The organism is Flaviramulus sp., assembly GCF_982512915.1.
In genome coordinates this window covers 149,802-176,536 of the sequence record NZ_CEWOCJ010000005.1, presented here as the reverse complement: position 1 = coordinate 176,536, position 26,735 = coordinate 149,802, and the positions used below count along the sequence as shown (strand labels likewise).

General features: G+C 30.9%; 21 protein-coding genes and 1 tRNA gene. 1 reads left to right on the top strand and 21 read right to left on the bottom strand.

The window, feature by feature from the left end:
• Positions 1 to 44: 44 nt before the first annotated feature.
• The 8 genes from AC1XJX_RS05590 to AC1XJX_RS05555 all read right to left on the bottom strand — a co-directional run bounded on the left by AC1XJX_RS05590 (position 45) and on the right by AC1XJX_RS05555 (position 16,772).
• Positions 45 to 1,319 carry a glycosyl hydrolase family 17 protein gene (locus AC1XJX_RS05590; RefSeq protein ID WP_482002991.1) on the bottom strand — a complete coding sequence of 425 codons (1,275 nt, stop codon included), beginning with the start codon at positions 1,317 to 1,319 and terminating at the stop codon, positions 45 to 47.
• Positions 1,320 to 1,342: 23 nt separating this feature from the next.
• Positions 1,343 to 2,548, bottom strand: a complete 1,206-nt coding sequence (locus AC1XJX_RS05585; RefSeq protein WP_482002978.1) for a glycoside hydrolase family 17 protein — start codon at positions 2,546 to 2,548, stop codon at positions 1,343 to 1,345.
• Positions 2,549 to 2,630: 82 nt separating this feature from the next.
• The gene (locus AC1XJX_RS05580; RefSeq protein ID WP_482002977.1) at positions 2,631 to 6,089 is read right to left on the bottom strand and encodes a hypothetical protein; all 3,459 of its coding nucleotides are present in this window, start codon (positions 6,087 to 6,089) and stop codon (positions 2,631 to 2,633) included.
• 97 nt (positions 6,090 to 6,186) lie between these two features.
• On the bottom strand, positions 6,187 to 8,148 hold the full coding sequence (locus tag AC1XJX_RS05575) for a PKD domain-containing protein (RefSeq protein WP_482002976.1): 1,962 nt from the start codon (positions 8,146 to 8,148) through the stop codon (positions 6,187 to 6,189).
• Between the two features lie 16 nt (positions 8,149 to 8,164).
• Positions 8,165 to 9,037: a glycoside hydrolase family 16 protein gene (locus AC1XJX_RS05570; RefSeq protein WP_482002975.1), complete on the bottom strand. Its 873-nt coding sequence runs from the start codon at positions 9,035 to 9,037 to the stop codon at positions 8,165 to 8,167.
• A gap of 54 nt (positions 9,038 to 9,091) precedes the next feature.
• Complete coding sequence (locus AC1XJX_RS05565) at positions 9,092 to 10,489, bottom strand: Ig-like domain-containing protein (protein WP_482002974.1); 1,398 nt, start codon at positions 10,487 to 10,489, stop codon at positions 9,092 to 9,094.
• 12 nt (positions 10,490 to 10,501) lie between these two features.
• Positions 10,502 to 13,651 carry a glycoside hydrolase family 2 TIM barrel-domain containing protein gene (locus AC1XJX_RS05560; RefSeq protein ID WP_482002973.1) on the bottom strand — a complete coding sequence of 1,050 codons (3,150 nt, stop codon included), beginning with the start codon at positions 13,649 to 13,651 and terminating at the stop codon, positions 10,502 to 10,504.
• A 310-nt stretch (positions 13,652 to 13,961) separates the two neighbouring features.
• On the bottom strand, positions 13,962 to 16,772 hold the full coding sequence (locus AC1XJX_RS05555) for a helix-turn-helix and ligand-binding sensor domain-containing protein (RefSeq protein WP_482002972.1): 2,811 nt from the start codon (positions 16,770 to 16,772) through the stop codon (positions 13,962 to 13,964).
• Between the two features lie 246 nt (positions 16,773 to 17,018).
• On the opposite strand from AC1XJX_RS05555, the gene AC1XJX_RS05550 reads away from it, so the two are divergent.
• Positions 17,019 to 17,092 (top strand) — tRNA-Arg (locus tag AC1XJX_RS05550).
• A gap of 65 nt (positions 17,093 to 17,157) precedes the next feature.
• Here AC1XJX_RS05550 and AC1XJX_RS05545 read toward each other — a convergent pair.
• The 13 genes from AC1XJX_RS05545 to AC1XJX_RS05485 form a co-directional block, all read right to left on the bottom strand.
• Positions 17,158 to 20,406, bottom strand: a complete 3,249-nt coding sequence (locus tag AC1XJX_RS05545; protein WP_482002971.1) for a WD40/YVTN/BNR-like repeat-containing protein — start codon at positions 20,404 to 20,406, stop codon at positions 17,158 to 17,160.
• A gap of 327 nt (positions 20,407 to 20,733) precedes the next feature.
• On the bottom strand, positions 20,734 to 20,889 hold the full coding sequence (locus tag AC1XJX_RS05540) for a hypothetical protein (RefSeq protein ID WP_482002970.1): 156 nt from the start codon (positions 20,887 to 20,889) through the stop codon (positions 20,734 to 20,736).
• A 116-nt stretch (positions 20,890 to 21,005) separates the two neighbouring features.
• Positions 21,006 to 22,313 carry a cryptochrome/photolyase family protein gene (locus AC1XJX_RS05535; protein WP_482002969.1) on the bottom strand — a complete coding sequence of 436 codons (1,308 nt, stop codon included), beginning with the start codon at positions 22,311 to 22,313 and terminating at the stop codon, positions 21,006 to 21,008.
• Between the two features lie 17 nt (positions 22,314 to 22,330).
• A complete protein-coding gene (locus tag AC1XJX_RS05530; RefSeq protein WP_482002968.1) occupies positions 22,331 to 22,792 on the bottom strand; it encodes an SRPBCC family protein in 462 nt (153 codons plus the stop codon).
• Positions 22,792 to 23,253 (bottom strand): TspO/MBR family protein, encoded by a 462-nt coding sequence (locus AC1XJX_RS05525; protein ID WP_482002967.1) that lies wholly within the window; start codon positions 23,251 to 23,253, stop codon positions 22,792 to 22,794. Before AC1XJX_RS05525 ends, AC1XJX_RS05530 begins: the two co-directional genes overlap by 1 nt.
• Positions 23,250 to 23,417 (bottom strand): Lacal_2735 family protein, encoded by a 168-nt coding sequence (locus tag AC1XJX_RS05520; protein WP_482002966.1) that lies wholly within the window; start codon positions 23,415 to 23,417, stop codon positions 23,250 to 23,252. Before AC1XJX_RS05520 ends, AC1XJX_RS05525 begins: the two co-directional genes overlap by 4 nt.
• 3 nt (positions 23,418 to 23,420) lie before the next feature.
• Positions 23,421 to 23,963, bottom strand: coding sequence for a glutathione peroxidase (locus AC1XJX_RS05515; RefSeq protein ID WP_482002965.1), 543 nt, complete (start codon positions 23,961 to 23,963; stop codon positions 23,421 to 23,423).
• Positions 23,964 to 23,966: 3 nt separating this feature from the next.
• Complete coding sequence (locus AC1XJX_RS05510; RefSeq protein WP_482002964.1) at positions 23,967 to 24,650, bottom strand: SDR family NAD(P)-dependent oxidoreductase; 684 nt, start codon at positions 24,648 to 24,650, stop codon at positions 23,967 to 23,969.
• A 22-nt stretch (positions 24,651 to 24,672) separates the two neighbouring features.
• A complete protein-coding gene (locus AC1XJX_RS05505) occupies positions 24,673 to 24,888 on the bottom strand; it encodes a hypothetical protein (RefSeq protein ID WP_482002963.1) in 216 nt (71 codons plus the stop codon).
• Between the two features lie 134 nt (positions 24,889 to 25,022).
• Entirely contained in the window at positions 25,023 to 25,256 is a 234-nt protein-coding gene (locus AC1XJX_RS05500; protein WP_482002962.1) for a hypothetical protein, read from the bottom strand.
• A gap of 3 nt (positions 25,257 to 25,259) precedes the next feature.
• Positions 25,260 to 25,955: a GTP cyclohydrolase I FolE gene (gene folE, locus AC1XJX_RS05495; RefSeq protein WP_482002961.1), complete on the bottom strand. Its 696-nt coding sequence runs from the start codon at positions 25,953 to 25,955 to the stop codon at positions 25,260 to 25,262.
• Between the two features lie 46 nt (positions 25,956 to 26,001).
• Positions 26,002 to 26,274, bottom strand: a complete 273-nt coding sequence (locus tag AC1XJX_RS05490) for a TIGR03643 family protein (RefSeq protein ID WP_482002960.1) — start codon at positions 26,272 to 26,274, stop codon at positions 26,002 to 26,004.
• Positions 26,271 to 26,699: a hypothetical protein gene (locus AC1XJX_RS05485; protein ID WP_482002959.1), complete on the bottom strand. Its 429-nt coding sequence runs from the start codon at positions 26,697 to 26,699 to the stop codon at positions 26,271 to 26,273. Before AC1XJX_RS05485 ends, AC1XJX_RS05490 begins: the two co-directional genes overlap by 4 nt.
• Positions 26,700 to 26,735 lie beyond the last annotated feature (36 nt).

The following is a 26,735-nucleotide window of genomic DNA, read 5'->3' as shown; positions in this document are numbered from 1 at the left end:
AAAAAAAAGGTTTAATTATTTTCATTGGTTTATTTTAATGCTACTTAATGTAGTATTATTTCTTTCTTTGTTAAAGGAACTAAAGCATCATTCATTAATGTGTTTTTATCTCCATTATAGGTTTTTATAATTGGATTTCCATTTCTTGTTAATCCATTAAAAACACCTCTATCAACCATATTCCATAAAGCATATTTTGCTTTACCTTCAACAGTAAATAGACCAAAATGTTTTTCAGAATCTCCAGGATCATTTCCACCTTTCCATGGTTCATCAAAGCCTTCAAAATAAAAACAAGAGATGTTATTTTTATTTGTCCAGTCTCTAATCAAATCATGAAATTTAGCTTCTTTATATTCATCTGTAGCTTTGGAGCCATTCGCACCATAAAAATTATTACAAAAAGAAGCCCATCCTGTTTCACCTATATGAATTGGTTTATCAACTCCAATACTTTTTATGTAATTAGAAACTGATTTATATTGGGATATGGCATAATTTAGGGAACGCACCATAGCTGCATCAATTTTTTCAATATCAGTTAGTGTATTTTCATCTTTTAAAACGCCCCAAAAATTAGAATTGTAATGGGTATCATGCATAGGGTAGGTGTGCATGGAAATAAAATCTACAGCTTTTATTAATTTAGTTAAATCTTCAACGTGATAACTGCCATCACCACCACCCCAAGAAGCAAAATTATCAGAACTTGTAATCCATAAATCTTTAGGTAGTTCGTTATGCATTTTTAATTTTTGTAAATGGTTTACCCATTTTAAAATTATCCATGGTTGCACATAGTATTGTGCTTGCCATGTTACCATAGCTTCATTGCCAACAGCAATAACCTTAACAATATCTGGGTATTGGTTTGCTAATGATACAGCTTTACCAATCTCTATAGCGTTTAATTCATTGTCTTGTGAATGATCTGGTACTTTATCAGTAAAGGCATCTTTACAATTTATCCAGGCGCCTAACATCACGTACATTTCAAAAGATGGATCTTCTTTTTTTATTTCAGAAATTGCCTTAAGTACATTTGAAGCATGAGGTAAATGTACTTTGTAAGTTCGAAGTACTTTTACACCAATGGCAGATAAAATTCTCATATCGTCTTTGAGTTCATCTACAGTTGGCTCAATATCATGATTTGCGTTTCGGTAGCCACCATAAGACATGGCTAAGTAATTAGAGTTACCTAAAATATCTTTTGCTGTTATTTCTTTTTTTTCTTCAATAGGTGTCACATTATTGCTTTTAATTTTACTACAAGAAAAAATGAAACCGATTAAAAAAATCAGGAAACAATTTCTCATAATGTTTAAAAAAATTTTCATAATTAATAATTAAAAGTTGCTTCTTTTTGTAATGGCGGAACTAGAACATCAGAGAGTAATTTCTTTTTTTCTCCTTTATAAGTTTTGGTGATTTTTATACCATTTCTAGTTAAACCATTAAATACACCATTATCTACTAAATCCCAAATAGCATATTTTGCTTGACCTATAAGGTTAATTAGACCAAAATGATTTTCAGATCCTTCTGGGTTATTATCATCTTTCCATTGCTCATCAAAGGCTTCAAAATAGAAACATGAAATTTTTTCTTTGTAAGTCCATGCTCTCATCAATTGATAATACCTTCCTGATTTATATTCATCAGCTGCTTTCGATCCACTTGCACCATAATGCTCGTTAGAAATTGATGCCCAACCACTTTCACCAATATGAACAGGTTTATTAACACCTAAGCTTTGTACATATTTTACAACGGCTTCGTATTGGTCTTTGGCAAAATTTAAAGCTCTTTGCATTACAGATTCAATTTTTTCAGAATCTGATAGTTCATATTCATTTTCAGGAACTAACCAAAAGGCAGGATTATAGTGAGAGTTGTGCATAGGGTAGGTATGCATAGATATATAATCTACTGCCTTAATAAGATTAGTTAAATCTTCACAATGATAACTTGGATCTCCTGCACCCCATGATGAAAAATCATCAGAGCTAGTAATCCATAAATCTTTAGGTAGATCACCAGTTTTTTTTAAATTTTGTAAATGATTTACCCATTTAAGAATAACATTAGGACGCACAAAATAGCTTGTAGCCCAACGTACCATAGCTTCGTTTCCTACAGCAATAATCTTAACTATATCTGGATGGGCTTTAGCTAATGCAATAGCCCTATCAATCTCACCTGCATTGTTTTCGCTTTCAACATCATGATTAGGAACGTGTCCTGTCCATGCGTTTTGGCAATCAATCCATGCACCCAGCATCACATACATTTCAAAGCTAGGATCTTCATTTTTTAATTCTTTTATAGCCTTCAGTACATTAGAAGCATGTGGAAGTGGAACTTGAACATTATAAGTTCTTAAAATTTTAACGCCCATAGCAGATAAAATCTTCATATCCTCTTTTAACTCTTGAATAGTCGGTTGGATATTTCTAGAATTTTGTCTGTATCCACCATAAGAAATAGCCAAATAATCCGGATTATTTAAAATTTCTTGAGCAGTTTTATTTTTTAACGTTTTCACTTTTTCCTTTCTTTTTTCAACTAATTAAACCTTTAAAATTTATAGGATATTTTTTTTAGTTGTGTAAACGAATATCTTGATCCTATTTCTTAATAGAAACGATTAGTTTATTTATTTGTCCTCTTCTTTCAAAAATTGATTTCGATGTTTTTTCATCTAAACTTAGACTATCAAAAGTTTTAGTATCATCATTATTATAAACTACTTGAATTTGATTAGATTCAGTAAGTTTATAGATGACCGGAATTTGACAATAACTAAAACATAATGAGTTTTTATCCAACTCAATTTCAGTAACTTCGTTTTTAGTGTTTGTGTAATTAAAAACAGTAGTTTCTTTCAAAAACTCTTGTATTCTTAATAATCTTGGATTGAAAAATAAAATCCCATTTTTAACAAATACTCCAAGTTCACCGTATCTACTTAATAAATCTTCTTTTACTTGTCCTGTCATTCCTGGTTGTTGAGCTCCTTTTGTGGCAGGTGTATGTGAATAAGGATCCGTTGGGAAGGCACCATACAATTCAGGTGATTTATGTACGCCAATTCCTGCACTAATTTCGTAATAATGATCTAGTAGTTTACCAATTACTACCTCACTTTCATTATTATTTACTGCTAACAAACAATTTTCTTGAACGGCTAATAATAATTTTGAAACCATGTGCCAATAAATAGAACCTAATCCTTCATAGCCAAAGAAAGTTCCAGAACGACCTGTAAATGATTTATGATCAAAAATTTCTTCAAAAGTATTTAATAATAAATTTTTATCTTTAGCGACTAACAATTGGTACTTCTCTGGTAGGTTAGTCAATGCTTGTTTTAAACTATTAGCATTGTTAAACGTACCATTAAAATGATAATTACCCAATACATCTTTTTCTATAATTTGAGCATTTCCGTTATTTACCAATAGTTTTAGTAATTCTGATTTTTCTACTTTTTCAGAAGGTATATTGTTCTTTTTTTCAAAGCTTGGTAATTCTTTATTGGGGTATAAAATATAGCTGTATTGATCTTCTCTGAATAACGAGCTACCTTTTAATCCATCTAATAAATCTAGAGCTTCTTTAGTAGATAAATAACCAGCACTTAATGCTGCTACTTGGCCCTCCAACATTTCCGATAAATAAGATATTGATACCTCAGTATCATTTTCAACTGTCATTAAATTATAAGCATGGTACATATTATCAGATCGCTTATTTGAATCGATGGTATGTTGTAGATAATCTTTAGTGGTTTTAATGAAATCTAAAATATTAGCCTTTGTTATTATAGATTTTTTTGCAGTAAAACCTTCTTTATAAATGGTCATTCTGTAGTTGCTTCCTGCAATGCCTAAGCCATCTAGCACTGTTTTTCTGTCTTTGTTAGAAACTTGCCCAGAAAGGATATGTTTATTGGTTTGTAATGTTTTTACAACTTCATTAAAAAAGGTCACTAACTCATCAGAAATTTGCACAGAATTAGTTTTAGATTTAGATACTACATTGTAAAAGAAATTTAAAAAACGATTTAGGTAACATAACGTAACCATAGACACACCGTTACCAACTAATGCGTTGTTTGCATCGTTCCATTCAGGTCTTTGTGTATTTAACCAAATACCACCTTCAGGAATAAAATTAGATACTTTTGCAAGTACCGTAGCTAATAATTTTTCTATTAAGTTTACTTTATATATTTCTGAATTCTTATCAGTTAATAAAGCACCATCAGCACCTAAAAATTGTTTAGCCTCATTGATTTTTTCATCTAACTTATAATCAAAATCAATTGTGTCTTTTGGATTAATTAATGTATCAGAGTAACTTTTAATTTTATAAGGGACATTGGCATAAACAAAAATATCTTCAGAGAAACGTTTTTCTAGTAGCTTAGGGTAGTGGTTTTCAATAAATTCTAAGAATTTTAATAAGTAAATAATTTGATGATCTCCCCAATAACCGATGTAAGACCACGGATCATTTTCTTCGATAATTTCCCAATCAAAACCATCTTTTGTAACTCTATATGGGTTGTAGCCTTCAAATGTTGTAGCATTTAAAAACTTATGAATCATACTTTCAATATATTCTGGATAGGAATGCGCTAATGCTTCCCAGTTTTGAAATATATCGCGCCAGTTTCCTTCATAATCTAGAATCTTAGAGCCATCTATTTCACTTCTTGTATTTATTGAAAATTTATTCCAAGGTCTACTAGGATCCCCATGTCTTCTACTAAATTTTAAAGGTAAATATTCAAAACATAAACGTTTAAAGTTTGTATCAACATCGTCTTCCGCAAGGTTTTTTAAATAATCAAGTGTGAAAATTTCGGGGAGCGTATTTAGCTGTTGCTCTTTTTTAGAGAAGAACGATTTATTTGCTTTAGAAATGTATTGTATAAAGTCTTGTTTTTCAATATTGTATCCATCATCAAAAATACCACCACGCATAATATTAAAGAGTGTGTTAGAAAAATGACGGGTATTAATTAAGGCGTCAGCAGTTAATTGTAAACCATCAGATGCAGCTGTTAGTTCTATTAATTTTTTTGTGCCAGCATTGATATCTTTTTGAACAGCTTCAGTAATGTTATTTGTGTTTTTAATTATTTCAGCTACTTCGTTTACGCCAGTGATAGATTTATTTACATTGGCTACAAACATCCAATTTTTTTCAGAATCTGATTTAAGTTCAATCTCAGAAGAAATAAAATAAGCACCTTTTTCAGCCTTAACATCTACCTCTTGCTTTACTGATTTACCCTTTCTGAAGTTATCTAATTGTAATGAAGATAATAAGTAAATAGGGTTTTTCAAACCTGCAGACCAAACTGTGTTGGCTTTTAAAGCCTCACTAGGTTCTGCTTTATCAACTATAATAGCACTTAATGCATATATACCCAAACCAACTGCTGGTATTAATTCATTTCGCTTATAAGCATCAACTAAATTACTATGTGTAGCTTGTGTATCTGCTGGAACGCCATTAGGTATTATATTTTGTAAACCATCTAAAACAGTAATGATTTTAACATCTTTTGAGCTATTTATTAATTTAGATTTTTTAACAAAGCCAAACTGATCACTTGAGTTCCACTCGTATTGAAAAGTTAATCCTAAATCTTTATTGATTTCTTCAAAAATGATTTTGTTGCCATAAGTGTTTTTATAAAGATTTCTTTTAACTTCATATATTCCCATTTGACGAATTGAAAAAGGTTCCCAAATTAAAATTTCAGCGTTGTAATGAATTTGGAAAATCGTTTTACTACCTGTTATTTCAGCAGACTCTGTTATTTTATCATCTGTATAATAAGGGAATAATGAAAACCCTGCATTTTTTCTGCCTGCTGTTAAACCTCCGTTACTAGAAATAAACATCCAATGATTAGAGTCGCTTACGATACTCATGAAAAACGGACGCATTTCATCACAGTTAGAAATCTTGTAGTAGGTTTCATTTTCTATAGACACTAATTCTCCTTTTATAGAATTATTCACTTTGGTTGAGTTTTTAGATTCTTCTTTATAAATTTTATTGCTCATCAACTATATTGTTCAGATTATTTATAAAAAAAGGCTAGCTAGTCTAAAACTTAGCTAGCCTTTTTATTTAATAAATATATATTTTTATTTTAATTAATTATTCAAGTCTGATATCATCAAAATAGTAGGTTTCACTAGTTGGTGTTGTTTGACCATCCGTTCCATCAGGGTTGTCAGGTTTTATTACAAACTGATTAAGACCTGTATTGTTCCCAGGTATTCCAGTAAATACAATTTGTACTTCAGTCCAAGTATTGGCTTGCGTAATAGTTGCAAACTGTGGCCCTGGGTTTCCAGAACTATTTGGTTGAGGATCACTATTTACCTCAAATCTCATCACAACATTTGCTTTAGTAGAGTATATTTTTACTTTAAAGGTTTTAGTTGCATCAAAATTACTTGGGAATGGATTTTGAAAACCAGCCCATCTGTTTGAACCTGCTGCTTTATCTACTCTTAATACGAAATCAGAAGTGTTGATACCTGTTTTTGACGGGTTATTATCTAACGAAGTTGTTATACTTCCACTATCTGTAAAAGTGCCTAAGAAAGATTCACAACTTTCAAAATTAACAGGGAATGCTGTTGCTGCTACTGCAGTTCCAGTACAACCTCCACCGGTACCGCCACCGCCGCCGCCGCCGCCGCTTGGTGTTCCATAAACCATAACATCATCAAAATAATAAGTACTCGCATCTCCTACGTTAAAGTTAAAGAAAATAACCATTTTATTGAATTGTGGGGTAGCTGTAGCTTCAAAATTATATGTTAATTCTGTCCAAGTATTTGCAGCACCAGTAGTTTGCAGAATTTCAACAAAATTACCAGGCTTTCCAATTTCTTCAAGTTTTAATAACACAGGAGTGTTAGCTGTTGGCGACCAAACTTTAATTTTTACACCTTCAGAAACACTAAAATCCAATTTATCAGTTAAATCGATTTGAATGTTGTCATAAGGAGAGTTGTTTACTCTTACTACTTGACCAACTTTACATGAAGTATTTACTGCATTATCAAAATCTGGGTTATCTACCCATGTAAACAAGGCATTATCATTAATAACTGCTGGTGTATTTGTTTGAAATGTAATATTTAAATTTGCAGCTGCAATAGATTCAGCAGTTTCAGGAACACAAACAGTAGTTCCACCTCCGCCACCAGAACCTCCGGTATCGGCAACTTGCTTAATATCATCAAAATAATAAATATCTCCATCACAAGAAGCATTTCTTTCAAAGTAAAGAATCATACTTTTATAAGTTCCTGTTGTAACATCTGAGAAATCAAATGTTAATTCTTGCCAAGCTCCAACTTGCGTAATACTAGCAACTTTTTCAACTGCGGGATCTGTATCTGGGTAAGGTAAACGTTCTAATCTTAAAGTAACATCAGCTACTTGATCTTCGGCTAAAACTTTCATAGTAAACACTTTATTAGTTGTAGAAGCTGTAAAATCTAATGCTGTTGATAATTCTGCACCTAAACCAGACCATGTTTCACATCCTGATGCTTTTACAAATTGTTGAACATTACAACTTCCATTTACATCATCAATTACAGGGTTAGCAACAATTCCGCCTCCAGTATTTCCAAAAGCTTCAAATGTATGTGTAACAGCATTTGTTAAGAAAGTCCAATTTATATCACCATTTGCTGGATCTATATTTTCTGATGTTTCAGCAGTACAATCAGAAGAACCTCCACCGCCACCGTCAGTATTGTTTTCTCCAATTACAATAGTGTCTTGATATGTTCTGAAAGAACCAGCAACATTTCTTGCTACTAGCGAAACTAAATAAGTTCCAGGTTGATATATGTGTGTAGGATTTACTTCAGTTGAAGTTGTTTGGTCTCCAAAAGACCAAGCAAAAAGAGATGCGTTCCTAGATGTGTTAATAAATTTCACCACACCATATTGTTGATTTTCTGGGTAAGATATTGTATACGTAAATTCAGCAAATGCTTTTGGGAATTCATTTTGTTCATCCTCACACCCTAAAAAGGTAAAGGATAAAAAAACAACGAATACAATTTTTATTGTTTTTAGTAATTGTTTCATAATCTTATTTTTTTGTTTAGTTATTATTAAATATTTCTGCTTTGTAAACACGAACATAATCTACAAGCATGGTTTGTGGGAATACGGTTTCGTTATTAGGTGAACCCACATAATTTCCACCTACAGCAACATTCATTATTATATAGAATGGTTGATCATCAAAAATCCATTCTCCAGTTACATCTTCTGGTGTAATTTGGTTATATAATACATCATCAACATAATAGTTTATATATCCTGGGCCCCATTCTATTCCAAAAATGTGGAAATCTGTATCAAAACGAGAATTCTGTAAGGTATAAGCCTTTGTAATAGCTTCTCCAGCTGAATAACCTGGTCCATGTAAACTACCATTAATTAATGTAGGTTCTTGCCCGCGGTTTTCCATAATATCTATTTCTCCACATGCAGGCCAGGTAACTTCATCAGAATTCGCACCTAATAACCAGAAAGCAGGCCACATACCTTGTCCCCATGGCAATCTAATACGGGCTTCAAAACGACCATATTTCTGTTCGAATAAGTCTTTAGTTAATATTCTTGCCGACGTATATGAAGCTCCTTGGAAATCTTCCTTTTGTGCAGTTATTATTAAGTATCCGTTTTGTACCGAAACATTTTCAGAACTATCAGTGTAGTATTGTAATTCATTATTACCCCATCCATTATTACCTCTACCAATATCATATGTCCAAATTTCACTATTTGGAGCACCTTCAACATCAAATTCATCTTGCATGGTAATAGTATTGAAATTAGTTACCGTTTGTGTTTCGCTAGTTGAACAGCTAGTAACGGTAAAAAAGACCAAAAATGTAAGACTAAGAACCCCAAATATTAAGTTTACATTTCTATGTAATAGGTTCTGCTTAAAGATTTTTGTTTTCATTATCATTGTGTTTTTTAAATTCATTTTATTAATTTTTAAAATCTAAATGCAGAATTAATCTTCATAGAAATATACATTATCTAAATACCAATTACTTAGTGATGAAAAATTAATGTTTTCATAAATAATAAGTCCAATATTGTTTTTGTTATCCATCGTGACAGGAAATTCTAATGTAATCCATGTATCAGGAACCCAAAGAGATTTATCAAAAAACACTTGCTGTCTAGTATCATCACCACCACCATCTGCTTGGTCTGGACCAAAATCTACAAGAGTTATTAAGAAATCCATGTTTGCAGGTACACTATTTGGAATGTACATATTAACGTGTACATTAGATTTTTGAGTTGCATCTACAGTAGGATTAGCAAACTGATTACCAACAAAGTTGAAATTGGTATAATTTATCATGTTATTACCTCCGATCGCAAACTCAGAAGATTGAGTTGTTTGAAAAGGTTCCCAGAATCCATTAAAGAAGTCAACAGGAACATTTGTATAGGTATCACTGTAAATAGAAATAACCTTACTAGGATCTCTTGTCGGTATTGGTGCTAAATCAAAACCTCCTCTTGAAGAAAGTTCTAATGATCCTTTTGCTAAAACCCCACCTAACGATGCTGTTATGGTTGTTGTACCTTCTCCTATAATTGTAACAACACCAGATTCGTTTATAAATCCAACTTCTTCATTTGAAGATTTAAAATTAAAATATGAAGGTGCTGCATTTACAGTTACATTTTCACCAGATTCCAGATTAAATGTCTGAGTTAATCCAGTTATTGCTATATCTACACCAGTAAAAGCTGTTTCTGATTTATCAGCACCATCCGAAATAGCAGGTTGTGGTTGTGCAATAGTTCCTAGTTTTTCAAACTTTAGTTCATCAATCCAAAAACTATAGCCTATTCCGTTTTCTGGTCCTTCAGCATACCAAAACAAACCTCTTTCTTGTATTAATTTGGTTGCGTCTGGAATTGGAATCACATATTTTCTCCAATTAGTAGTTAATTGAAGAGACATACTAACTTGATATTTGTTTTCTCCAAAATCAGTTCCAAATCCAATTTCATTTATCAAACCAGCTTTGGTGCCTTTAGCCCAAAATGTTAAAGCATCATAACCTGTTAAATCTCTACCAGATTCTAAACGAAAGATGGCACCTGCATAAGCTCCTGCAGGATCTCCAACATTAGGAACATCAAATCTCATGGAAGAACTTCCACTATATTTATTATCAGTATCTACTGAAAAAGCATCTAAGTATGATCCGCCAAACGGGAAATAATCTAAACCGCCTGTAAAGCCATCTATAAAAACATCTCCTGATGTAGAGTTACCTGCTAATCCCGATTGTGGAGATAATTCTCTTTCACAACTTGTATTCGCTATGAAAAGCAAACCAAAAAGAAGTGTGATTTTCGAATAAATTAATTTTCTATTTTTCATTTTTCTAATTTTTTATTTTCCAATATTAATATGTACATATGTTCTAATTTCCCATTCGCTTCCATTAGGAAATCCTACTGGACTAATTGTTGGAGATGTAGCGAATTCAGATGGTGTTTGATTTGGAGAAAACCTTGGAGAATTTTGATCCATAGAACGCCAAGTACCACGAATACCAACTTGAGTGCCAGGTAAAATAAACCAATCTGGTTTTCCAAGTGTTGTTGATAAATCTAACATTAATTGCACTGGATATGTTAAGTTGAAATCTCTATGATAATCGAATGGTCCCCAATCATTAATTTTAAATGTATGAGTTAGTTTGATTTTATTATAAATTAATCTAATATCACCTCCAACACGTTGAATCATTCTAGGATCACTACCATTAGCCTGTCCATTTCCAGCATAAAAATTAGCTATAACACCTAAATCTGGATGTACTTTAGATACTATCCTAGTATGGGCTTCCCATAAATCTCTAGCTGGCGCTGAATTAGGGAACGCAAACAACGTACGATTACTTAAAAAACCTATCGCAGCATCTTGCGCTGTAGGATGATGACGGAAGACGAAACCAAAATTCATTGCAAATTTCGCGTCTTCAGCTCTATCATTATCCCATTCGTACATCCAAGTACCAGGAGTTGGGTCGTAACTAAATAAAATTTCACCAGCAGTTGTTTCTCTATTTGCTCTTACGGCAAATGGATCATCAAATACATTTCTCAGTCTTCCTGGTGATTGTACATCATTTGGTATAGCGCCAACAATTGGTTTTTGCCATAAAAAGTTTGGAGCTATTTGTAAATCTCCTATTAAGTATGTGAAACCTGTTAAGAAATTTGTTTGATTTCCGCTTCCGCTATCTTTTAAATGCCAACCTGTAAATGTTCTAGTTGCATCTGCACCACCATTAGCAACAAGTCCCATCGCCGCACCTTGAGCATACCAGTTAAATCTTCCTTTTGAAAATTCGATTTTAGCTTTAGCTCCCCAATTATCTCTTGATTGAATTTTATCTTCAAGAATCACATAATTTCCAGGACCACCTTCGGCAATTTGAAAATCTCTTCCGTTTAATGGTTGACCACCCCAAATACCACCAATTTCAAAATTCACATTTCCAAAATCTCTTTCGATGTGTATGGTTGCTCTTCTTGTTCTTGGCATAGGTATAGCGATAGAAGTAACAACAGCACCAATATCATCGATATCTTCATGGAATACACCAGTCACATCATATTTGCCGATTTTTGTTCGGTATTTTAATAAAATAGCTGGATTAGCTCCCCACCATAACTGTGGACCAAAAGCGGCTTTTAACCCATCTAAAGCGCCTTTACCATCTATCTCAGCTCCTAATATCTCACCATTGTAAATATCTAAATTAGGGCCATAATTAGCCTCTGGATATAATCCAAAGAAATCTCCTTCATAACCCCAGTGATAATGACCTGTTCTGTAAAATCCTCTTAAATCAAATTCTTTTGTATTCCATTCATATTCTGCATTATAAATTTGAACTCTATTTTGATCAAAAACATCAACATTACCTTCATCAGTGTTTACAGCAAATCGCCTTCCTCTGTTTTCATAAAATATTTCGTCAATAGGATTTTCTGCAACATTGCCTAAAATATTAAAATTCACATTAGCTTTCATGTTTGGAGAAGGAGCTCCTTCTACGCCGATAAAATAAGATTGCATATGATCAAAACCTAATTCATTTGGATAAGTTTGACTAGTAGGATCCACTGCGTCTGGAGTAGTAATTAAAGTCCCTCCTGTATTAAAAGTTGTAAATTCAGCTCTTAAATTACTAAGTTTAATTTTTCCGGAACTTTCTCCTATTAAAGCCGCTTTATCACCTCGTCCTTTTAAAACAGCTTCCATTAAGGAGATGTTTTTAAAATAATTTCTAACAAAATCACCATCAATACCCTCAGCATATGGATTTAATTGATGAGCTTCTTTTAGAGCATAATAAGCTGCTCTTGGGAATAAATCGTACAAACCTCTTTCGTTAGTTGGTCCTTTTGCACAAATTCCAAACCACTCTTCATTCATGTTATTAGCCCCAGGGTATGCTTCATCTAATGTATAACCACCAGCATTCCAAGTTGATTCTGTTTGTTGTGTATCAGCATCTTTTCTGTCATCAAATCCAGCTTTCCACCAACCATCAGAAAACTGAAATGTAAAACCTCCGATAGAGTTGTCAGATTTCCCTAAACCAGCAGCATTTTCGTATATCTCTTTCCAGTTATTAACCATATAATAAGCCTGCATTTTTTGGTCTTCTTGATTAGAAATAGCGTTAAAAGCATCAGAACCAAATTCAGTAAACATTATTGGTTTATTTAATTTTTCTTTTACCTCTTGAAATGCATTTCCAAATGACACTCCACGATACATGTTGGTACCATATATATCAACATCTTTACATTCTTCTGCTATGATGTCAATAAATAAAGTATCACCATTACAAATTGCTACTGGATGAGACCCATCAATAGATTTTATTTTTAATGCAGCCTCATTCATTAACTTATACATAGGTCTTCCACGCGATTCGCCTATGAAGATTTTTTCTTGTTCATCATCTGGAAAATCTTCAGTTTCTGCTCCTTGCCAAAAAAGACCGTAGTTATTTTCATTACCTAACAGGTACATAAGTAGTCCAGGCGTGTTTTTGTATTCTTTAACTAAGTTTTCAACTTCAGTCATTAAAAATTCTGCAGTTCTAGGATCGTCATACAACGTTATTGGAGTCCAAACACCATCTATGGTTAACCCATATCGTCCAAATGAGTGATTTAACATGGTGTAAATACCATAGTTTTCGTAAATGTATTTAATCCATCTTGCTGGTACTCCAGTGTACTGGCGTATTACATTTACATTCATGTTTTTAAGAAGTGACATTTCAGAATCAAGCCCTGCTTTGATTATATCATCAGATTTTTTCCAGAATTCAGCATTAATGGTATTGGTGCCGATTGGAATGTAATCCCAATTCATACCATTAATCATAAAATCTTTTCCATTCACTGCTAATTTCATCCCATCATCACTATTTACTACAGATACTTTTGCAGTCTGAGCAAAGGCCAGTGAAGTAAATAAGAAGAGTACTAATCTTAGAAAATTGTTTTTCATAGTTTTATTTAATTTAAAAGTTGGTCATTAAAATAATTTTTATGCATTGAACCAAATAAGGTTAACTATATAAAGTTTTGGTTTTGTTGGTCAATCTTAATTTTATAAATTTAGTAAATAGATTATCATCTGTTTAAAAAACACCTCAACAAAAAACATACACAGCAATAATTTATTGATTTAATTGGTAATTAAGCAATAAAGCCTATTCCTTTTTAAATTTTAATTAATTATTCAAATTTAACAGATTTACTAAAAATACGTTATTTGTTGTGTTAATGTATAGGTAATTTTCTAGTTTGTTGTATTGTTATATTTTTAAAATATAATCTGTTAAGCTAGCTTCATGAGCTAAATCCATCTTTTTTCTTAATCTATAACGTTTAACCTCGACACTTCTTGGTGAAATATTAAGTAATGGTGCTATTTCTTTAGATGATAAATTGAGTCTTAAATAGGCGCAAAGTCTTAGATCGTTTGATGTTAGGGTAGGATGAAAGCTTTTTATCTTTTTGAGGAAATCTTTATCAGCATTGTTAAATGCTTCTTCAAATAAATACCAGTCATCATTATTGTTTAAATTTTTATCAATAATTTTAATAACCTTTTTGATGTTTTTTCCATCTTCTATATTTTGCAATTCTTTTTTTATGGTATTTAGAAACTCATTCTTTTTTATTAAGCTCATTGTTGAAATGCCTAATTCTCTATTTTTGCTTTCAATATCCTGTCTGAGTTTATCATTGTTAAATCGCATAAGTTGCTGTTTGTTTTCTAATTCTTTCAATTCTAACTCTCTTACAGTTTTTTGCAATAATTTTTCACGTTGTTTCTTATAATATCTTTTATAAATATTGTGCATTAATAATGAGAAAAGTAAAATTGATAGAATATAAATTATTATCATCAAATTTGATAAATACCAAGGTCTTTTAATATTAAAATTATAAGATGCTATATTATTTGAAATAGTATTTCCAATTTTAGCTCTTATTTTAAACTCATAGTCTCCATATGGTAGATTTTCAAATAATGTTGAAGAATTTGCAGACCAATCGCTCCAATTATCGTAAATGCCTTCTAATTTATATTGAAATTCTGTATCTAAATATTTTTCAAATTCTGGTACACTAAAATAGAATTCAATATTATTTTCTTTATTCTCAAAGTAGCCTTTACTTGTTTTATTTATGATATGTGTAGGTGAACTTATGCTATGAGTCAGTATTGAATTTATTTTTATATTATAGTTTTTATTTTGTTGTTTGTCTAAGTCTAAAAGAATGAAACCATTAGATGTCCCTATTAAATATTTTTTATTTGTAATATTTGAGATGTTTTCATAACCAGTAAGCCCTCTAGGTAAAGATTTAGAAAAAGGTATTTTATTAATTTTTGGTGTATTGCTAAGTTTTCCTAGAGATAAATAATTTAGCTCTTTTTCAGAAAAACTCCAGAGTTTATTTGCTTTTTCATTGAATAAAAGTTTACCAGAGGTGTATTCTTCTTTTTTAAATAGTTGACTTAAAAACGTGTCTCTTAAAAAATCATTTTTGATACTATCATATTTGTAAATTCCTTCTTTATAAGCATAAAGTAATTGATCATTATATTTAATTATACTAGAATTAATTTCATTATTGATTGATGCATTTTTTTCAACAGTTATAGCTGTATTAAAATCTTTATCCATTTTAATTTTAAAAACCCCTTTATACTCATGGCTTACAAAAATGTAATTATTGAAAAACTCAAAAAATTTACTAGATCTATCAAATCCTTTAATTTTATTTCTAAATAGCCATTTATCATTTGTTTTTTGTAAAACATATAACCCATTATAGCTTCCTTGCAAAAGCAAATCTTTTCTCCCTTCTATTGGTTTTATAGACCAAGTGCCTTGCTGTGTACCTGCAATTTTTTCAGATTTATTATTTTTCACTATAGATGTTCCAGTGTCATGACCGCAAAACAATTCACCTTCTATATTAACTAAACACCAAACTGCTTCTTGAATATTTTCAACTATTTTAAAGTCTTCATTTAAGCCTAGCTCTTTATAGAATAAGCCTTGATTTGTTCCTAAGTATAAATTGTTATTATGAACTATTGAAGCGTAAACGGTGCCTATTTTACCCTCTTTATCAGTATATATTCTAAAAGGCGACTTAATATTTATACAGTTAATACCGTTTTCTAAAGCTAGCCAAATATTGTTTTCTGCATCTTCAAAAACACCATGAACTGTGTTGTTACTCAAGCCATGAATAATATCTAAATTGTAATCTATAACGCCATCTTCTGTTAAATGAAATACACCATTAGACCTTGTTCCTAAAATAAAACTTTTATCTTTTAATTGAATACTTCTAAAAACACTTATTTCAGAAAGTTTTTCATTGGCACTTATTTCCCATTTTTTAAGTAAATCATTTTCTAATATGTAAAAACCATTATTTTCGGTTTCAATTAAAAGATTATCACCTTTATTAAAAACATTAACAAGTCTGTTATTTTGTAAAATGAGGTTGTTTGAAACTAATTTTGCTTCTCCATTTTCTATTTTATAAACACCATCCTTAGTTTTTTGGAAATAGATAATTTCATCAACTTTAAATATTTTATAGATTATAGTTTCAGAATCTATTTTAGAATAAGAATTATTTGATTTATTGTAGATGTATATTCTTTTTAGTGATTGAAATAATATATAATCATCAATATTAACAATATTCCAAAATTCTTCATCTTCAAGAAATTCAATATCAAGAGTTTTAGATAGGGATGTGTAAAATAATATGCCTTGATCATTACGTTTCCAATATCCAAATTCACTATTGGCACCAGTATAAATTAGATCATCAATCTCTTTAACAGATCGAATTATTGTTTCATTTGGAGATAAATACAGTTGCCAATTAGAGCCATTATATTCCAATAGACCTTTATTATTTGCAACATAGATGTATTTTTCTTTTGATTGAGTAATAGACCAATTTTGGGTTTCTCCTCCATAATCTTTAGGTGAAAAAATCTCAATTGGTGGGCGTTCTTGAGAAATTAGTATGCTAGTAAATAAAAAAAGAATATATACTTGTAATGAGTTTTTAGTCGGTTTCAAAATTATTTATTTTAGTTGTAGTGTTACTAATATAATGAAAATAACTACTTCCAGAATACTTGTATAGTTTTTGTTTAGGCAAAAAGAAATTTTAAATAAATATTTACAGAGCTAATACCCTGATTTTTAATACTGATTTTAAAAATAATTTTCACAAAAAATAATAAACATTTCTTTTGGTTAGATATATAGTTAATTTTATATTTGCTCTCCGGAAATTTACATAAATAAATGTTTCCGTGATGAGGGCTCTTAGCTCAGCTGGATAGAGCACCTCCCTTCTAAGGAGGCGGTCAAAGGTTCGAATCCTTTAGGGCTCACTTAATAAATTAAAACCCCACTATTATGAATTGTGGGGTTTTTTGTTTCCTAAAACATACTCTTTTTAATCTTCAATATAGGGAGATCCAGCTTCTTGAAGTTTGCTAGTTATTGTATCTAATAGTGATTTTATTTCATTCAATTTAGCTAGTGAGATAGATAACTGTTTTTCAATAATACTTAGTTGCTCTTTATGAATTGAAGTTGGACCATAGGTTGATGATTCGATACCTCTTAATATCGCAAACATTCTTGTGTCTACTGTAGGAGCGGCTTTTTCACCAACTTCCACTTTAGCTTGATTTCCATAATATGATGATCTCAATCTTTCTATATTATTAGTTATTTCGGCTAAATCTTTATCAATACCACCTGGAGATATAGTACTTCTTTGAATAGCTATGTGTAATGCTTTAGCTCTTTTAGTAGCTTTATTAATTTGAATATTGAATTGTGATGCATTCCTATTAGCATTTTCAAATGAGCGCCAGAATTCTGATGTTTTTTCTATACTAGAACCTTCTAAAGCTGATTCCCGTAAAGGTTTAACATTAAATGAAATAGGTTCTGACAGTGTTTCTACATTACCATTCTCCACAAGGTACATTCTAACTGTGTATATTCCTGTTGGTGCTAAAAAACCTTTTGGAGTCACTTGATTTTCAGAATTTTGGTTTAATGTAATTGGATTCATATTTGGATAAGATAAATCCCATGTAATTCTATGCATTCCAACTTTTGCTAGTGTTTCTATTCTTCTTATAACTTCACCCTCACTATTAGTTATTGAGAAAAGAAGTTTTGCTTCAGTCTCCAACTTCTCATTTTCAAGCGTATCCCAACCAGGAAAAGGGATATCAACACTTATCATTGTTTTTTCTTTCTCCTTTCTAGATTTCTTTTTAGGTGTTTTAACCTCTTTTAAATAATAAGTAAATGTAGCTCCAAAATCAGGGTTTGGTGCAATAAAATGAGAATCACCTTGACTTCCTTTTCCTTCTTCAAAACCAAGATGAGAACGTGGTATGTACCACCAAGCATCACGAACCGGGAATAATGTGGTTTTTTGATCTATTATAGATTCAGATATATCTCTCAAGGCGGAATAATCATCAAGTACATAAAAACCTCTACCAAATGAAGCAGCTACTAAGTCGTTTTCTCTTTTTTGAATCGCTAAATCTCTAAATGATATCGTTGGAATGCCTCCCTTAATTTGCGTCCATTTTTGACCACTACTTACTGAAAAATATATACCAAATTCTGTAGCTATAAATAATAAGTTTTTATTTACATGATCTTGAACTATTCTCCAAACTAAATTTCGGTCTGGGATACTACTGGAAATAGAAGTCCATGATTTACCTCTATTATTACTTTTTAGAAGATAAGGGTTAAAATCGCCATATTTGTGATTATCTAAAGCCATGTAAACCACATTGGCATCAAATAAATCTGCTTTTATATCATTTATAAATGCTGTTGCAGGAACTCCAGTTATTTTACTTAACTCTATAGTTGTCCAATTTAGACCTCCGTTTTCTGTTATGTTTATTCGTCCATCATCTGTTCCAGCATAAATTAAACCTTTTTGTTTTGGAGATTCTGCTAATGATGTAATCGTATTATAGTTAGACATTGCTGAAACATCCCAAGGTGCATCCCAAGATTGATTTTTACCCATAATTGGTAATGCTAATCGTTCTTCATTTCTTGTAAGATCTTCTGAAATAGCAGTCCAGTTATCACCACGGTTTTCTGATTTCCATACACGTTGTGATGCAAAATAAATGGTAGTAGGCGAATGTGGACTCACTAGTATTGGAGCATCCCAATTAAATCGTTCAAAATTTTCATTCTCTGATGGTTGTGGTTGAATATCAACAACTTCACCAGTGCTCATGTCAATTCTTGATAAAGTTCCTTCTTGTCGTTCCCCGTAAATAATATCAGGATTACCCGGTTCTGTAGCTGGCTGGTGTCCATCCCAATTTAAAACAACTCTCCAATCACTATTCTGAATGCCTTGAATATTATCTGTTCTAGAAGGACCTCCTTCAGTACTATTATCCTGTGTGCCTCCATAGATATTATAAAAAGGTTTCGCATCATCAACGGCTACTTTGTAGAATTGTGTTAAGGGTAAGTTTTCAATATATTTCCATGTTTTTGTTAGGTCGAAGGATTCATACATGCCACCATCTGAACCAACAATTAAGTAATTAGGGTCGCTTTTTTTAAAGGCTATAGCATGGTTATCACCATGTTTGTTTTTTTCATTCATACGATAAAAAGTCTTACCTCCATCTTCAGAAATTTGCAAATTATTATCCATTAGGTATAACCTATCTTTTTGATGTGGTGATGCATAAAGTTCTTGATAATAATGTGGTCCTGTACCTCCTGAAACAGCATCCGACATTTTTTTCCAAGAAGCACCCCCATCTTCAGACCTATATAAACCACCAGTTCTTCTATCTAGTTCTATGGCAGCATAAAGTATGTTTGAATCAAAGTGAGACATAGCTAAACCTATTTTTCCCATCCATGATTTAGGTAGTCCATTTGTCAATTTATCCCACGTATCTCCACCATCCTTGCTTTTATAAAGAGCAGTTCCAGGTCCTCCTCCTATATATGCAGCAACAGTTCTGTGTCTTTGCCAAGTTGCAGCATACATAATATCTGGTTTATTTGGATCTATAACCAAATCAGTAGCTCCCGTCCATTCATTATCACCTAATGTTTTTTTCCAAGTATTTCCGCCATCAATTGATTTATATAAACCACGCTCACCACCTTTATTCCAAAGTGGACCTTGAGCTGTTACCCAAATGATATTGCTATTTTCTGGATGAATTAATATTCTTGAAATGTGTTGTGAGTTTTTAAGGCCCATATTTTTCCACGTAGTACCTCCATCTTCACTTTTATAAACGCCATCACCATAACCAACGTGTCTACCACCAATATCTTCTCCTGTACCAACCCAAATAGTTTCTGAATTATTTGGATCTATAGTTACAGTCCCAATAGAATATGAAGTTTGTTCATCAAAAATTGGTGTCCATGTTGTTCCTGCATTTAAGGTTTTCCAAACACCTCCAGACCCAACAGCTACGTACCATATGTTTTCGTTTTTTGGATGAATTTTAATATCTGCTATTCGTCCGCTCATAAAAGCAGGCCCTATACTTCTAAACTTCAACCCATCAAAAGGGTCTTCTTTTTTTTTGTCTGTAGATTGTTGAGCGAGTACTTGAGTTGGTAAGCTAATAAGAAAAACTAAAAGGAAATAATAGATTTTTTTCATAAAGATTTAATTAAGGTTAGTTTAAACTTTCTAGGAATTATCGAATGTCATAAAGTTAGCAATAATTTTGTTTTTCTTTATATTTATATATGTTATGTTTTCAACTATTAATTAATTAAATAGGTTATTGAATTTTTATCATTTATGATCTCATATAACTCATTGATTCATTTTTTAATACAAACATATTTTTTCATAATAATTTTTATAATATTAATAATGAACACTTTACAAATATAATTTCAGTTATTAGAGTTTGATACTTTATTATAAGTTAAAACAAATTAGCAATCAGTTTTCCAGTTAATTAAACTATATATTTCTATATCAGAAGTCTTGTTTTTTTATTTGAATTGTATCATTTCTTGTAATTAGCCAATCTTTAAATTCAGGATTTGTGTGTTTGAATTTTCCAGTTTTAAATTCTGAACAAGTTATTTTTTTGTGAGAAGAAACTAATTGAAAAACGTAATTTATAATCATAATTACGTTTTTCTTACTTAAATAGTTTTCAAAGTTTAGTCATTTTTAAATTTAATCTTTTTTTGTCTAAATAAGCAATACGTATAACTAGGTGTATTTTCGATAAAGTTTTGTTTTCAACTATTTAAAGCACTTTTATAGACCTCTAAACAACGTTCTCTAGCCATTTTATGGTCTACTATGTGTGAGGGGTATGTTAGCTCTTGAAAATCTGGAACCCACTTTTTGATATATTCTAAATTTTTATCAAATTTTTCAATTTGACTTGTTGGGTTAAAAATTCTGAAATAAGGTACTGCATCAACACCACAGCCTGCTACCCATTGCCAATTTCCTATATTACTAGCCATTTCATAATCATGGAGTTTTTTAGCAAAATAAGCTTCACCCCATCGCCAATCAATAAGTAAATGTTTACATAAAAAACTTCCAACTAACATCCGTACACGGTTATGCATAAATCCTGATTGGTTTAATTGTCGCATTCCCGCATCTACTAAAGGATAGCCGGTTTTGCCTTCACACCAAGCCTTAAATTCTTTTTCATCATTTCGCCATTCAATACGGTCATATTGAGGTTTAAAAGATTTATTTTTTGTATTAGGAAAATGCCATAAAATATTTGTAAAAAACTCTCTCCAAATTAATTCATTCCAAAAAATTTCATTTTTTTCTGCAATTGCTTTTTTTACCATAGCCCTTATGCTTACTGTACCAAAACGTAAATGAGGTCCTAGTCTTGAGGTGCTATCTTGGGAAGGAAAGTTTCTGGTAGCTTCGTATGTTTGTATTAATTTTGGTGTTACTGTAAAATCTTTAATGACTTCATTTGATTTTACAAAGCCTATCTCACTTAAATTTACATTTTGTGGTTCTATATTAGTAACTAAATTATGAAGTTTTTCTTCTGAAGTATATGTATTTAAAGGATTACCTTCAAATATTTTTTTCCATTGCTTCATGTAAGGTGTGTAAACCAAATAAGGAGTCCCGTCACTTTTAATGACATCATGCTTTTCAAATATTACTTGATCTTTAAATGAGGAAAAAACAACTCCATTTTCATTTAAAAAAGTTTCAATTTCAGAATCTCGTTTTCTTGCATATGGTTCGTAATCATGATTAGTATAAACACTTTTAATGTTAAAATTTACGATAAGATCTTTAAAAACATCTAGAGGTTTACCATGTGATATAGAAATACCACTATTATATTCATTTTTAAGCTTTGTATTTATGTTTTGCAGTATTTGATGAATAAAGGTAACCCTAGCATCTTCTTTTGGTAATTTTTCTAAAATATCGGAATCAAAAATAAAAATAGGAAGTACTTTTTCATTTCCAGATAAAGCTTCAAATAGTCCATGATTGTCTTCTAATCTTAAATCACGTCGAAACCAGAAAATAGCAATGGGTTGTTTCATTAATAAGTTTTTTACTTTTAGTAAACCCCGAATAATTCTTCTAATTTTTTTGTTCTATAGTTAAAAATCTCTTCTAGTTTTGGCTTTACTAGAATAGGATGAACTAATTGTCCGAGTATCCCAAAAGGTACTTTGTAGTCAATTATATCTTCCATTTCAACACCGCCATCAATTTCTTTTATAAAATGTTTATGATGCCATAAGGCGTATGGTCCAAAACGCTGTTCATCAACAAAATAGTGTTTATCAATGCTATGTGTAATTTCAGTTACCCATTTTGTTTTAATTCCGAATACTGGTGTTACGATGTATTGAATTATTTGTCCTGCAAACATTGGTCTGTCTGCTCCTGATAATATATGGAATCCCATATATTCTGGTGTTATAGTTTTAAGATTTTTGGGATCTGATAAAAAATCCCAAGCTTTATCTATAGAAATAGGTAGGTTTTGTTTTTTATGTAGTGTGTAAATTTTCATTAGTTATAAAATAAAATATAAGCATTAAGTGAGGTGGCTATACATAACCAAATAAAATAGGGCGCTATTAATAAATTTTTAGTTTTTAATGTTTTGTAATGCGAAAACATAAAAACCCCAATAATTAAAGTTAACATTAATATAAAGGTAAGTCCTAAACCAACCATGTGTTGGTTAAAGAAAACATAATTCCAAAGCACGTTAAGGATAAATTGGACAGTAAATAATAATAATATATTTTTTGCTGGTAGAATTTTGTACAGATAACCCATATATACTGAAAAACATATCATTATAGTTGTCCATACTGCACCAAAAACCCAACCAGGTGGTGTCCATGGCGCTTGGTTTAAATTGATATACCAATCTGTTTGCGGACCATCATTCATCAACCAAGTTCCTATAGCTAAAGCGCTAAAGTTTATAATTAAAAAAACGAAAATATATTTAAATAATTTCAAAGTTTTAATTTTTCAATTTGTTTAGCTATTTCTTCAGCTTCAGCATATTTTTTATCACTTTCAGATCTATTTATACTAGATAGCGCATGCCATTCTTTCATTAAAGATTTGTATTTATTTTGAAGTTTATCAACTTCTGATTTTTTTTTGAATAAACCGAACATGTTTTATTTTAGGTGTTTAGTTATTTTAGAATTTAATGGGCTTGTTACAGATAAATAATAATCAATTAATTGTCCATTCGTATCAACTAAGTATTTTTGAAAGTTCCATTTAACAGAAGAGTCAGTTTTGCCATTATCTATTCTTTGAGTTAACCAGCTATATAAAGGATGTTGGTTTTTTCCTTTAACATCAATTTTTTCGCTGATTAAAAAAGTAACACCATAATTCACTTCACAAAATGATACAATTTCATTTGAATTTCCTGGTTCTTGATTTCCAAATTGATTACAAGGAATGCCAATAATTTGAAGTTTATCTTTATAATTTTCATGAAGTTCTTGAAGCTCTTTGTATTGAGGTGTAAAACCACACTTAGAGGCAACATTTACAAATAGCAAGTATTTACCTCTGAAATCAGATAAATTAATGTGTTGCCCATTAATAGAATTAATGGTGATATCATAAATTGATTCTATATTCATTTTTTCTTTAGGGTTGCTTTGTATAGAAAACAGCGTAGCTAAAAATGCTATAAATGGATTCATAAATTATATTTTAAAACTAACAATACCACAATCCATTTCAAAGATTTGACCAGATAATGAGGCTGCTTTATCAGATATTAGAAACTCTGCCATATGGGCTACTTCTTCAGGATTTAGAAACTTTTTTAAAGGATGACGTTCTGTAATATTTTCAATCATTTTCTCATTTCTAAGAAGTTTCGAAGCTAGTGCTGTATCTGTAACCGTTGGAGCAATTGCATTAATTCGAACAATTGGAGCTAATTCTGCACCTAAAGATTTTACTAAACCTTCGACACCTGCTTTTGATGTCGCTATACTTGCGTGAAAGGGCATACCTAATTTTGCAGCAACCGTGCTAAATAAAAGAATGGCAGGTTTATTGCCACTTTTAAGAATAGTTAGGTATTTTTGGATGGCTTTAACAGCCCCTAAAACGTTAATGTCGAAGTCGTCCTTAAAATCATCAATACTTAGTCTCGATATAGGTTTTAAGTTGATACTTCCTGGGCAATAAATTAAGCCATCTGCAGCATCAATTTCTGGTAATTTTTCTTTAACAGCATCGCATGAATAGTGTGTTAAGTTAGTATGTGTTTCTTCTGGTGAAGTTCTACTAATATTAATTACTTTGCTATGTTTAAGGAGATTTTTTAATATGGCATTTCCAATACCCTTACTTCCACCTATTAAAATAATTGTTTTCATATGGTTTTAGGGCAATTTATATTTATGGCCTGCCCTTAAGCCTTTTTTCTATTTTTTGTTTAATAACGGTTAGTCTTTTCATTAGATCCATTATTTCGGGATCTTTTTCTTCTTTATATAGAGAATTTAAACCTAATATTAAATCTTTAACTTCTCTCGAAGATTCAATCCGCTCACTAGTTGTTTTAAAAGTATGTTTACGTTGTTCGAATTCTAGAGCTTTATCAATAATTTTCATAATTTTTAACCTTTATTCATGATTAGCGGATATAAATTCTCCACATTTTCACAATATAATGAAAACTATGTAGCTTTTGATTTTTAAATATAATTTTAAGTAAAATTTAATATTTAAGTCTTTTTTTTAACGAATTAAATTAGTTCAGCACTGCTGGGAATACCTTTTAAACGTTTTTCAACTTTGCGTTTTATAGCTGTAAGTCGTTTCATGATTTCCATAATTTTATCATCTTTTTTTTGTTTGTAGATTTGGTTTAAATCTAAAATAAGAGATTTAGCTTCACGAGATATTTCTACACGATCACTAGTTGATAAAGATTTTAATTTTCTTTTTTCAAATTCTAAGGCTTTTTTAATTAAATCCATAGCTTAATTATTTATATAGTTTTGCAATTCTCTTATTTTTTCTGGAGTATTAAATTCGCCTCCATAAAAAGCAGTTACTGTTGCTGATGTATCATCTTTGATCCCTCTTGATGACACACACAAATGTTTAGCATCTATAATAACAGCGATATTCTCAGTTTCTAAAATACCTTTTAAATCGTTGGCTATTTGGTTTGTTAAACGCTCTTGGACTTGAGGTCTTTTTGCATAGTACTGAACAATTCGGTTAAGTTTTGAAAGACCTATTACCTTTCCAGAAGAAATATATGCTACATGAGCTTTACCAATAATTGGAACAAAATGATGCTCGCAGTTTGAGTAAAAAGTAATGTTTTTTTCAACCAACATTTGGTTATATTTATACTTGTTATCGAACAAAGCAACTTTTGGTTTATTAGCTGGATTTAATCCTGAAAAAATTTCGTCAATATACATTTTTGCTACACGCTGTGGTGTTCCTTTTAAAGAATCGTCAGTTAAATCTAAACCCATAACATCCATTATTTCTTCGAATAAAATAGCTATACGCTCCTTTTTCTCAGAATCAGTAATTTTGAATGCATCTTTTTTCATAGGTGTTTCAATTCCTGTGTATAAATGGTCGTCACCTATGTCATCAATTGTAAATTCATTTAGCTTTGTACTATTTTTTTTTGCATTTAGAGTTTCTGTGTTCATTTTGTCTTTTTTATGTGCTGTTTTAGTTAGCTAATCAAAGCACTTGTTATCGTTTAGAAATTTTATTATGAGTAATCTGTTTTTGTCTACTGCATTTAAAGCGTCCTTTTTCAAAGACTCTTAATTTTTCATGTTTAGTTTTTCTTCCTTGAACCCTTTTGCGCCACATTTTGAAACTACTAGGTTTCATTTCTCTTCGCATTAAGTTAATAACCTCCTGTTCTTTTAAACCAAATTGAAGGTGTATAGCTTCAAAAGTGGTTCTATCTTCCCAAGCCATTTCAATAACCCTGTCTTTTTCTTCAAAAGTTAAATTCATAGATATTGAAAATCATATTGTTCGTCATGCTTTATTTTCTGATCTAGTAGTTTATTGAAAAAAGCTTTATTCTCTTTGAATGTTTTATTGTTTTTAAAACGAATATATTTTCCTTGAGCATGGATACTAGCACCATTAGTTTTATAGATTACTAATTGATAATAGGGTATAACCCAAGTAAAATTTTTTAAGCCTTTGTTTATATAAACTAAAATGCCGCCAGTTCTTAATTCAATATTTGCATAATTTATATCAGAAACTAAATTTATTATATTCTTTAAATTTGTGCTCACATCTTCAATAATCATTCGTTTACTACCAATACCTTTCATTTTAAATGAATGAATAATTGAAAAAGGTTTTCCAACTAAATCTGAAATTAAAGATTCATTTTCTTTATTAGTGTATGTAGAATCTAGTATCATTATCTTATCTTTTTCAAAGATACAAAATGTTTAACT

What these genes read in the sequence shown, in the direction of transcription:
- AC1XJX_RS05590 (WP_482002991.1), bottom strand. Translation starts at nt 1,319, where the DNA reads ATGAGAAATTGTTTCCTGATTTTTTTAATCGGTTTCATTTTTTCTTGT.
- AC1XJX_RS05580 (WP_482002977.1), bottom strand. Translation starts at nt 6,089, where the DNA reads ATGAGCAATAAAATTTATAAAGAAGAATCTAAAAACTCAACCAAAGTG.
- AC1XJX_RS05575 (WP_482002976.1), bottom strand. Translation starts at nt 8,148, where the DNA reads ATGAAACAATTACTAAAAACAATAAAAATTGTATTCGTTGTTTTTTTA.
- AC1XJX_RS05570 (WP_482002975.1), bottom strand. Translation starts at nt 9,037, where the DNA reads ATGAAAACAAAAATCTTTAAGCAGAACCTATTACATAGAAATGTAAAC.
- AC1XJX_RS05565 (WP_482002974.1), bottom strand. Translation starts at nt 10,489, where the DNA reads ATGAAAAATAGAAAATTAATTTATTCGAAAATCACACTTCTTTTTGGT.
- AC1XJX_RS05560 (WP_482002973.1), bottom strand. Translation starts at nt 13,651, where the DNA reads ATGAAAAACAATTTTCTAAGATTAGTACTCTTCTTATTTACTTCACTG.
- AC1XJX_RS05545 (WP_482002971.1), bottom strand. Translation starts at nt 20,406, where the DNA reads ATGAAAAAAATCTATTATTTCCTTTTAGTTTTTCTTATTAGCTTACCA.
- AC1XJX_RS05540 (WP_482002970.1), bottom strand. Translation starts at nt 20,889, where the DNA reads ATGATTATAAATTACGTTTTTCAATTAGTTTCTTCTCACAAAAAAATA.
- AC1XJX_RS05535 (WP_482002969.1), bottom strand. Translation starts at nt 22,313, where the DNA reads ATGAAACAACCCATTGCTATTTTCTGGTTTCGACGTGATTTAAGATTA.
- AC1XJX_RS05530 (WP_482002968.1), bottom strand. Translation starts at nt 22,792, where the DNA reads ATGAAAATTTACACACTACATAAAAAACAAAACCTACCTATTTCTATA.
- AC1XJX_RS05520 (WP_482002966.1), bottom strand. Translation starts at nt 23,417, where the DNA reads ATGTTCGGTTTATTCAAAAAAAAATCAGAAGTTGATAAACTTCAAAAT.
- AC1XJX_RS05515 (WP_482002965.1), bottom strand. Translation starts at nt 23,963, where the DNA reads ATGAATCCATTTATAGCATTTTTAGCTACGCTGTTTTCTATACAAAGC.
- AC1XJX_RS05510 (WP_482002964.1), bottom strand. Translation starts at nt 24,650, where the DNA reads ATGAAAACAATTATTTTAATAGGTGGAAGTAAGGGTATTGGAAATGCC.
- AC1XJX_RS05505 (WP_482002963.1), bottom strand. Translation starts at nt 24,888, where the DNA reads ATGAAAATTATTGATAAAGCTCTAGAATTCGAACAACGTAAACATACT.
- AC1XJX_RS05500 (WP_482002962.1), bottom strand. Translation starts at nt 25,256, where the DNA reads ATGGATTTAATTAAAAAAGCCTTAGAATTTGAAAAAAGAAAATTAAAA.
- folE (WP_482002961.1), bottom strand. Translation starts at nt 25,955, where the DNA reads ATGAACACAGAAACTCTAAATGCAAAAAAAAATAGTACAAAGCTAAAT.
- AC1XJX_RS05490 (WP_482002960.1), bottom strand. Translation starts at nt 26,274, where the DNA reads ATGAATTTAACTTTTGAAGAAAAAGACAGGGTTATTGAAATGGCTTGG.
- AC1XJX_RS05485 (WP_482002959.1), bottom strand. Translation starts at nt 26,699, where the DNA reads ATGATACTAGATTCTACATACACTAATAAAGAAAATGAATCTTTAATT.